At 48.6% G+C, this 208-nt stretch carries 1 pseudogene; it reads right to left on the reverse strand.

The window, feature by feature from the left end:
• Positions 1-208 (reverse strand): annotated as a pseudogene (locus NE619_RS18775) (molybdopterin biosynthesis protein); the annotation flags it as partial.

Raw genomic sequence — 208 nt, forward strand, 5'->3', positions numbered from 1 at the left:
TCACTGCGTCATATGGGGGATGAATGGGATCGCCGGTATCTACGACCAGGGAATCCTCTTCCTCCTTCAAAATCACCGGATTGGTTTCATTGGCTTCGGCGGTTCTTGAAGAAATAACCGCTATGCCATCCATTGCCGAAGCGTTGATAAGGGGTGAGCAATATTTTGCGTAAGTAGGTTTCCTTGTTACCCGTTCCAGCGATTCAAC

Origin of the sequence: Anaerovorax odorimutans (genome assembly GCF_024459955.1) — a bacterium.
Lineage (GTDB): Bacteria > Bacillota > Clostridia > Peptostreptococcales > Anaerovoracaceae > Hominibacterium > Hominibacterium odorimutans_A.